At 36.1% G+C, this 8,047-nt stretch carries 9 protein-coding genes; 4 read left to right on the top strand and 5 right to left on the bottom strand.

Going from position 1 to position 8,047, the window contains the following annotated elements; genetic code table 11:
• Window positions 1-70 precede the first annotated feature (70 nt).
• Window positions 71-2,059, top strand: coding sequence for an excinuclease ABC subunit UvrB (uvrB, locus tag WBN20_RS08575; RefSeq protein ID WP_424281380.1), 1,989 nt, complete (start codon window positions 71-73; stop codon window positions 2,057-2,059).
• 101 nt (window positions 2,060-2,160) lie between these two features.
• Here the strand turns inward: uvrB and WBN20_RS08570 are convergent, their stop codons facing one another.
• Window positions 2,161-2,589 (bottom strand): Hsp20/alpha crystallin family protein, encoded by a 429-nt coding sequence (locus WBN20_RS08570; RefSeq protein ID WP_424281379.1) that lies wholly within the window; start codon window positions 2,587-2,589, stop codon window positions 2,161-2,163.
• A gap of 221 nt (window positions 2,590-2,810) precedes the next feature.
• The gene (locus WBN20_RS08565; RefSeq protein WP_424281382.1) at window positions 2,811-3,212 is read right to left on the bottom strand and encodes a TerB family tellurite resistance protein; all 402 of its coding nucleotides are present in this window, start codon (window positions 3,210-3,212) and stop codon (window positions 2,811-2,813) included.
• Between the two features lie 139 nt (window positions 3,213-3,351).
• Here WBN20_RS08565 and WBN20_RS08560 point away from each other — a divergent pair, with 139 nt between their 5' ends.
• Window positions 3,352-3,702, top strand: coding sequence for a DUF1456 family protein (locus WBN20_RS08560; protein WP_424281378.1), 351 nt, complete (start codon window positions 3,352-3,354; stop codon window positions 3,700-3,702).
• 84 nt (window positions 3,703-3,786) lie between these two features.
• On the opposite strand, the gene sucC is transcribed toward WBN20_RS08560, so the two are convergent.
• Both sucC and WBN20_RS08550 read right to left on the bottom strand, forming a co-directional pair.
• A complete protein-coding gene (gene sucC / locus WBN20_RS08555; protein ID WP_424271556.1) occupies window positions 3,787-4,980 on the bottom strand; it encodes an ADP-forming succinate--CoA ligase subunit beta in 1,194 nt (397 codons plus the stop codon).
• A 147-nt stretch (window positions 4,981-5,127) separates the two neighbouring features.
• Window positions 5,128-5,766, bottom strand: a complete 639-nt coding sequence (locus WBN20_RS08550; RefSeq protein WP_424281377.1) for an LON peptidase substrate-binding domain-containing protein — start codon at window positions 5,764-5,766, stop codon at window positions 5,128-5,130.
• Between the two features lie 212 nt (window positions 5,767-5,978).
• On the opposite strand from WBN20_RS08550, the gene lysA reads away from it, so the two are divergent.
• Together lysA and WBN20_RS08540 are read left to right on the top strand one after the other, a co-directional pair.
• Complete coding sequence (gene lysA / locus WBN20_RS08545) at window positions 5,979-7,172, top strand: diaminopimelate decarboxylase (protein WP_424281381.1); 1,194 nt, start codon at window positions 5,979-5,981, stop codon at window positions 7,170-7,172.
• A gap of 61 nt (window positions 7,173-7,233) precedes the next feature.
• Window positions 7,234-7,767, top strand: coding sequence for a thioredoxin family protein (locus WBN20_RS08540; RefSeq protein WP_424281376.1), 534 nt, complete (start codon window positions 7,234-7,236; stop codon window positions 7,765-7,767).
• Window position 7,768: 1 nt separating this feature from the next.
• On the opposite strand, the gene WBN20_RS08535 is transcribed toward WBN20_RS08540, so the two are convergent.
• Window positions 7,769-8,047 (bottom strand): hypothetical protein (locus tag WBN20_RS08535; protein ID WP_424281375.1); only part of this gene is annotated, 279 nt, incomplete at its 5' end.

Raw genomic sequence — 8,047 nt, 5'->3', positions numbered from 1 at the left:
TTAAAAAGATAAGTTGTGCATAGCAAATTTCCTTTTACAAATAATAATTCCCCTTTTGTAACTTTGCTAAATGAAATTTAAGCTAGTATCAGAGTTTGTTCCAACGGGAGACCAGCCTGAAGCAATTAAACAGCTGAAAGAAGGTATAGAAACTGGTGAACGTTATCAAACATTATTAGGAGTTACCGGATCTGGAAAAACGTTTACGGTGGCCAATTTAATTGAAGAAGTTCAACTGCCAACACTTGTTTTGGCTCACAATAAAACATTGGCAGCCCAACTATATTCTGAATTTAAACAGTTTTTTCCTGAAAATGCTGTTGAATATTTTGTCTCCTATTATGATTATTATCAACCAGAAGCCTATATTCCTACCTCTGGATTATATATTGAAAAAGATCTTTCAATAAATGAGGATATAGAGAAATTGCGACTTAGTGCTACTTCGTCCCTATTATCCGGAAGAAGAGACGTTATTGTAGTGGCTTCAGTTTCCTGTTTATATGGTATCGGTAACCCTGTTGAGTTTCAAAAAAATGTGATCTCAATACAGAAAGATCAGGTTATTTCAAGAACCAAATTCCTTCATCAACTTGTGCAGAGTCTTTATTCAAGAACAACAGCCGATTTCCGAAATGGGAATTTTAGGGTAAAAGGAGATGTCGTAGACGTATTTCCAAGCTATGCTGATCATGCTTATAGAATCCATTTCTTTGGGGATGAGATAGAAGAAATTGAAGCGTTTGACCCTTATAAGAATAAGGCATTGGAGCGTTATGAAAATCTAAATATATATCCTGCGAATATGTTTGTGACCTCACCCGATATCCTTCAGGGCGCCATTCATCAAATACAGGAAGATCTTGTAAGTCAAGTGGAATACTTTAAAAGTATTCCTAAACCTCTTGAAGCCAAACGACTAGAAGAGCGTACAAATTTTGATTTGGAAATGATCCGAGAATTAGGATACTGCTCGGGAATTGAAAATTATTCAAGATATCTTGATGGTCGTGAACCTGGTACCAGACCATTCTGCTTACTGGACTATTTCCCGGATGATTACTTAATGGTTGTTGACGAAAGTCATGTCACAATACCTCAGGTGCATGCGATGTATGGAGGTGACAGATCCCGAAAAGAAAATCTTGTTGAGTATGGATTTCGCTTACCGGCAGCCATGGATAACCGTCCTTTAAAATTTGAAGAATTTGAAGCGCTTCAGAATCAGGTAATCTATGTTAGTGCTACTCCCGCAGATTATGAATTACAAAACAGTCAGGGAGTTTTTGTTGAACAGGTAATTCGCCCCACTGGCCTTTTAGATCCGCAAATAGATATCCGTCCAAGTTTAAACCAAATTGATGATCTGGTAGAAGAAATACATCAACGGGTAGAATTGGACGAACGTACACTAGTAACCACACTTACAAAAAGAATGGCGGAGGAACTCGCCAAATATCTTGCAAGGATCAATGTGCGTTGTCGATATATTCATAGTGATGTGGACACTTTGGAAAGGGTTGAAATAATGCAGGATTTGCGAAAAGGAGTATTTGATGTCTTGATTGGCGTTAATTTATTAAGAGAAGGTTTGGACTTACCGGAGGTATCACTTGTGGCTATCTTGGATGCAGACAAAGAAGGGTTTCTGAGAAGTAACCGCTCTTTAACGCAAACTGTAGGAAGGGCAGCCCGTCATTTAAACGGAAAAGCAATTATGTATGCCGACAGAATTACCGCAAGCATGCAAAAAACAATTGATGAGACGAATTACCGACGCGAAAAACAAACGGCTTATAATATTGCAAATAATATCATTCCTAAGGCACTGAACAAAAGTTTGGACAGTGCACTTGCCAAGAATTCTGTTTCCACCTACCATTTTATAAAAGAAGAAATTAGAGCTGCAGAACCTGACTTACAATATATTACGAAAGAGCAAAAGGAAAAATTGATCCGAGACAAGAGAAAGGCTATGGAAAAAGCGGCAAAAGAATTGGATTTTATGCATGCGGCTAAACTCAGAGATGAAATAAAAATGCTACAAGAACAGAGCTAAAAAAAGAGCGCCCTGTAAAATCAAGACGCTCTTCTTAACCAACTAAACAAACCAACTATTATGAATGCTCCTAAATGAGCATCTCATAGTATTTCTTCTACCTATTTCCCAATTTCAATTAACCTTTTAGGTTTAGGCAATGCCTCTTCTTTCTTAGGTAGACTGAACCTTAGTATACCATTCTCATAAGAAGCTTTAATTCCTTCCTCATTAACGATATCCGGAAGCGTAAACGATCTTTTAAATGAAGAATAAGAAAATTCTTTTCGAGTGTAACTCGCTTCCTTAACCTCTTCCTCTTTTTTCGTTTCGCTGGTAATTGTCAAAACCTGTTCATCCATTTCTATATTGAAATCTTCTTTTTTTCGTCCAGGAACCGATAACTCCAATTCAAAACTTGTTTCATTCTCTTGAATGTTAACCGGAGGAAATGTATCCTTATAATTTTCCAAGCCCCCAAACCAATCAGGCTTAAGGATTTCATTCATTAAGGCAGGAAAAACCAAATTATTTCTCTTAACTATACTCATGATGCTATAATTTTATATTAAACTTATTTACTGGTTTAACAATAGTCAAATTATATACCAAGCTTATTTAACTGACTTTTTGGCTTCTTAATGGGTTGTGTTAGTGCCATTTTGACGTGTTTTTTAACTACAAATCAGTATCTTTTACTAGCTAAAAGGTTCCTTTAATGGCGGGCTAAATACTCAGAAGAATGAATTTAATGGAGTATTGAGGCTAGAATTTAGTTGTAATGTGCTTTAAAAATATTGATAAGCACTTCAGGGGGTATTATCATATCGGGATAATCATGCATAACAGTAAGAACCTGTTCTATAGCAGATGGCGGTAAACCCATACCCAATCCAATATTGTGTAATTTACCAATTTCTATTTGATGTTGTTCTCTGTCAATATTCATTAACAGTACCAGTCTATGGAATTGCAGAATACGATCTGCCTGAGTTTTAGGTACAATTATTTTTACCTGTTTATCCAGAAGTGAATCAAATATTTCCTTTTCAACACCCAAATTAATAGCCACTCCAAATAGAAAGTTATATTCGGCATCATTTAAAGCATGATCGGCCTTTGCAAAAGCAATCATCTCGGATAATATGCTAAGTTTTTCTTTATAGGTACTCATGCCTTTAATTGTAAATCCCGCCTTTAATTTAGTCATATCTATAACACCAAAATGCCCAATTTCGTATAAAAACTGCTCCAAAAGACCTCAAAACGGTAAAGGTTTGGTTATTTGTAATAACTTGCATAAAATGTTTGTTATGACCAATAATGATATATTAAAAAAACTTCGGGTGGCATTAATGCTTCGGGATGATGAAATTGTAAAAATTCTTGAATTGGTCGATTTTAGAATTTCAAAAAGTGAAATCGGTGCCTTTTGCAGGAAAGAAGGGCACCCTAAATATCGTGAATGCGGAGATCAGGTATTGCGAAATTTCCTTAACGGTTTAGTAATTCATCTAAGAGGCACCAAAGAAAATCCAAAAATCCCAACAGAGGTTTTAAAACAAACAAAAAAAACAGAAAATACTCCTACGAGAAAATATGAAAAACCGAAAAAAAAACCGGATGTAAGTTATGTCAAATACAAGAACAAAAAAAAATCCTGAAGAAATTCAGGATTTTTGTCTCTTACAAGTTTTCGCTAAGTTGTAACACGTACTGGTAACTTTTGGATATAAAAATATTCTATTTTATAACAAGACTTCTTTCACCTTATCTGCAGCCTCCTGAAACTGAACCGCAGAATGTACGGCCAGACCAGAATTATCGATTATCTCTTTGGCTAATTCCGCATTAGTACCTTGTAACCGAACAATAATAGGAATTTTGATAGCATCTCCCATATTTTTATAAGCATCTACAATTCCCTGTGCTACCCGGTCGCATCTTACGATACCTCCAAAAATATTTATAAGGATAGCTTTCACAGCAGTATCCTTTAATATGATACGAAAGGCCTCTTCCACTCTTTTTGCATCGGCGGTACCTCCTACATCAAGAAAATTAGCCGGCTCCCCCCCGGCCATTTTAATGAGATCCATTGTAGCCATCGCCAATCCGGCTCCATTTACCATGCACCCTACATTTCCATCAAGATCTACATAGTTCAAACCTACGGCTCGCGCTTCCACTTCAATAGGGCTTTCTTCTCGTAAATCCCGCATTTCAGCATATTGCTTTCTCCTGTACAGTGAATTGTCATCTATAGAAACCTTAGCATCAACAGCCATTATCAAATTATCCGATGTCTTAAGCACCGGATTTATTTCAAACATATTAGAGTCACTTTGATCATAAGCCTTATAAAGTGCGGTAACAAATTTGGTCATTTCTTTAAAAGCAATTCCGGATAACCCCAGATTAAAGGCAATTTTTCTTGCCTGGAATGGCAATAATCCAACGGCCGGATCAATTTCCTCTGTAAAAATAAGATGTGGAGTTTTATCTGCTACTTCTTCAATATCCATACCCCCTTCTGTTGAGTACATTATCATATTCCTTCCAGTAGACCTATTCAGTAAAACGGACACATAAAACTCACTTGTTTCACTTTCCCCCGGATAATAGACATCTTCCGCAATCAGTACCTGATGCACTTTTTTACCCTCTGCTGAAGTTTGAGGGGTAACTAAATTCATTCCTATAATATTCCCTGAAACCTCCTCTACTTCTTTTAAGCTTTTTGCCAGCTTTACGCCTCCGCCTTTACCCCTTCCACCTGCATGTACTTGTGCTTTTATCACAAACCATTTAGTGCCGGTCTCACGTGTAAGTTGTTTTGCTACATCTACTGCTTCCTGGGCGCTATGAGCCACCAGACCCCGTTGAATTCGTACTCCAAAACTTGCTAAAATTTCTTTTCCCTGGTATTCGTGAAGATTCATATTACAATTTGTGTTCGTTAAGAGACAAAAATAGGAAACGGACTGCATTTACCCTAATAAAACGATAAATAGGACCTAATCTTTTTAAGAATCAACAGACTTTAGAATAGTAACCGCTATAAAACAATATACAATCAGTATTTATGCCTAAATTTTAAAAGCTTTAAAATCTAACGGATCAAAATTTCTGAAATGACCATTCAATTCTATAAGTACTTTAGTACGATTTACTTCATTTAGAACCTGGATGGTAGTCACTAAATGATTCATTATAAATTGCAAACGTTCACTTTCACTTGCGAATTGTAATAGCTGGTATTCCTGCTCAAAGGAAAGGCCCATTTTGTGGGCAAGGGTATAGCTATTAAACATTTCTATTTCAATGGGTGCAAAAGGAACTTCCATTAATTGATATAATTCTTTAAGTTTTTGGAATACTCCTTGTTTTACAGATAATTCACCGTCTTTAATATTGTCTATAAATTGTACCTCGCCACCTGCATATAACCTATTATTCAAAGAGTTATCAAAGGTAATTACCTTAAAAATCTGCCTGGCAACACAAATAACATCCATAGCTCCGCTTTCATAGGTATTAACAACTTCCATCAACTGTACCTCCGTTCCATAAGAAATATTATCATCAATATAGACCGGTATACCAAAGGTAATAGCCTCTTTGCGGCAATCATTGATTAGTTGTTTATACCTTTCCTCAAAAATGTGTAAAGGCACTTTTTCACCTGGAAAGAAAACAGATTGCAATGGAAAAAAGGGTAGTTTCATATTAAGAAATTTTTCTAAAAATACAAAGCGAACTACATTGTCGCAAATGATACACTAATTACATTTGTTATATTTGTAACTTATTGTTTTATTTATAATTATTATGAGTTTTATTTTGTGTAATAGCCACAAGTATTTTAATTTTGTCCAAAAGCAAGGTTCTTATGAAGCATACCGATCTATCAAACATTGTAAAGGAGTAAGGTAACCCTATATATGTTTACGATGCTGAAAAGATAAAATCTCAGTTTAACAGGCTCTCCAATGCCTTTAAAACGGTTAAAAACTTAAAACTAAATTACGCGGCAAAAGCACTTTCCAACCTTACTATACTGAGGTTAATGAATGATCTTGGGAGTGGTTTAGACACTGTATCAATACAAGAGGTAAAACTAGGCCTTCTGGCTGGTTTTAAACCTGAGGATATCATTTATACCCCCAATGGAGTTTCTTTGGAAGAAATTGAAGAAGCCGCAGCCTTAGGAGTGCGAATAAATATTGATAATCTTTCTGTCCTGGAGCAATTTGGGAGCAAACACCCTGATATTCCTGTATGTATTAGAATAAACCCGCATGTAATGGCAGGTGGTAATTCTAATATATCGGTGGGCCATATTGATTCAAAATTTGGTATTAGTATCCATCAAATTCCACATTTATTGAGAATTGTTGAATTAACTCAAATGACAATAAATGGCATACATATGCATACCGGGAGTGATATTTTGGATATTGAGGTGTTTTTATATGCTTCAGAAATTCTCTTTGAAACTGCGAAAAATTTTAGAGAGCTTGACTTTATAGATTTTGGAAGTGGTTTTAAAGTACCATATAAAGAAGGAGATATAGAGACTAATATTGAGGAATTAGGCGAAAAATTAAGCAGCAGGTTTAATGAATTTTGTGAAGAGTATGGAAAAGAACTGACTTTGGCTTTTGAACCCGGGAAGTTTCTTGTAAGTGAAGCCGGATACTTTCTTGCAAAAGTAAATGTGGTAAAACAGACTACTTCTACCGTTTTTGCGAGTGTAGATTCGGGCTTTAATCATCTAATTCGTCCCATGTTCTACGGTGCCAATCATCAAATTTTTAACATTTCCAATCCGAAAGGTAAGGAACGTTATTATTCCGTAGTAGGTTATATCTGTGAAACCGATACTTTTGCGAATAACAGGAGGATCAATGAAATTTCAGAAGGTGATGTCCTTTGTTTTAAAAATGCAGGGGCTTATTGCTTTAGTATGGCCAGTAATTATAATTCCAGATACAGACCGGCTGAAGTCCTCTGGTATGAGGGTAAATCTGTACTTATACGGGAAAGAGAATCTTTTGATGACCTCATCAGGAACCAAATTGATGTTAAAGATTTATTTGAAGTAAAGAATCAAAAGGCCTCCGTGAAATAAAGCAGCTGAATTTTCGTTAGTTTTGGTACAGTATTTGGACTAATTACTCAAATCTAATCCTATGAAATTTAAGACCCTGGCAATTACTAAGCCTATTCTTGTAGTCTTTATTGGTTTATTAAGCTTTACGTCAAGTGCTCAGAAAGTCAATTGGCTTAGTTGGAATGAAGCTGCATCCCTCGCAGCGACGGACAAGAATCCAAAGAAGATATTTGTAGATGTCTATACCGATTGGTGTGGCTGGTGCAAAAAAATGGATAAGGATACTTTTCAAAATGCTGAAGTTGCAGAATACATGACCAGTAACTTTTATATGGTTAAGCTGGATGGAGAAGGGAAAGAACCTATTGATTTTAAAGGCAAGACTTATAAGTATGTGCCATCCGGCAAAAGAGGTTACCATGAGTTTGCTGCGGCTTTATTGCAAGGACGTTTGAGTTATCCTACCGTGGTATTCATGGATGCGCAATTCAATATGCTCTCTCCTGTACCTGGATATCAAAAACCAGATCCCTTTTTAAATATTGCCCGATACTTTGGAGATAATATCTACCTGGAAAAAGACTGGAAAACGTATAGTGGAAACGTAAAATAAGTTACCTGGTTTCCAAATGCAGGTTTCTGAATGAGCCCGAAGAGTTGAAACCCGTCCATATACCTATTTTATCTGATTTTATTTCAGTAAGACGCTCAATTTCCAAAACCGCTTTTGCGGAGTCATCAACATAGACTTTTACTGTATTCTTTCCAATCTCTATTTTCGCCCTAAACCATTGGTTCGGGTCTGGTGGATTCACTATTTCATTTTCAAATTCACCCGTACAAGTTTCCCTAAGTTTTCTCCAGGTAAATTCCGGGTGATAAATATATTGCAC

This window comes from Eudoraea sp., assembly GCF_049665975.1.
Lineage (GTDB): Bacteria > Bacteroidota > Bacteroidia > Flavobacteriales > Flavobacteriaceae > Eudoraea.
The sequence above is the reverse complement of the archived record's forward strand: the minus strand, read 5'-3'. Positions and strand labels throughout refer to the sequence as shown.

Excerpts from the sequence above, each read along its gene's own strand:
- uvrB (WP_424281380.1), top strand. The coding sequence starts at position 71 with ATGAAATTTAAGCTAGTATCAGAGTTTGTTCCAACGGGAGACCAGCCT.
- WBN20_RS08565 (WP_424281382.1), bottom strand. The coding sequence starts at position 3,212 with ATGAGTACCTATAAAGAAAAACTTAGCATATTATCCGAGATGATTGCT.
- WBN20_RS08550 (WP_424281377.1), bottom strand. The coding sequence starts at position 5,766 with ATGAAACTACCCTTTTTTCCATTGCAATCTGTTTTCTTTCCAGGTGAA.
- WBN20_RS08560 (WP_424281378.1), top strand. The coding sequence starts at position 3,352 with ATGACCAATAATGATATATTAAAAAAACTTCGGGTGGCATTAATGCTT.
- sucC (WP_424271556.1), bottom strand. The coding sequence starts at position 4,980 with ATGAATCTTCACGAATACCAGGGAAAAGAAATTTTAGCAAGTTTTGGA.
- WBN20_RS08540 (WP_424281376.1), top strand. The coding sequence starts at position 7,234 with ATGAAATTTAAGACCCTGGCAATTACTAAGCCTATTCTTGTAGTCTTT.
- WBN20_RS08570 (WP_424281379.1), bottom strand. The coding sequence starts at position 2,589 with ATGAGTATAGTTAAGAGAAATAATTTGGTTTTTCCTGCCTTAATGAAT.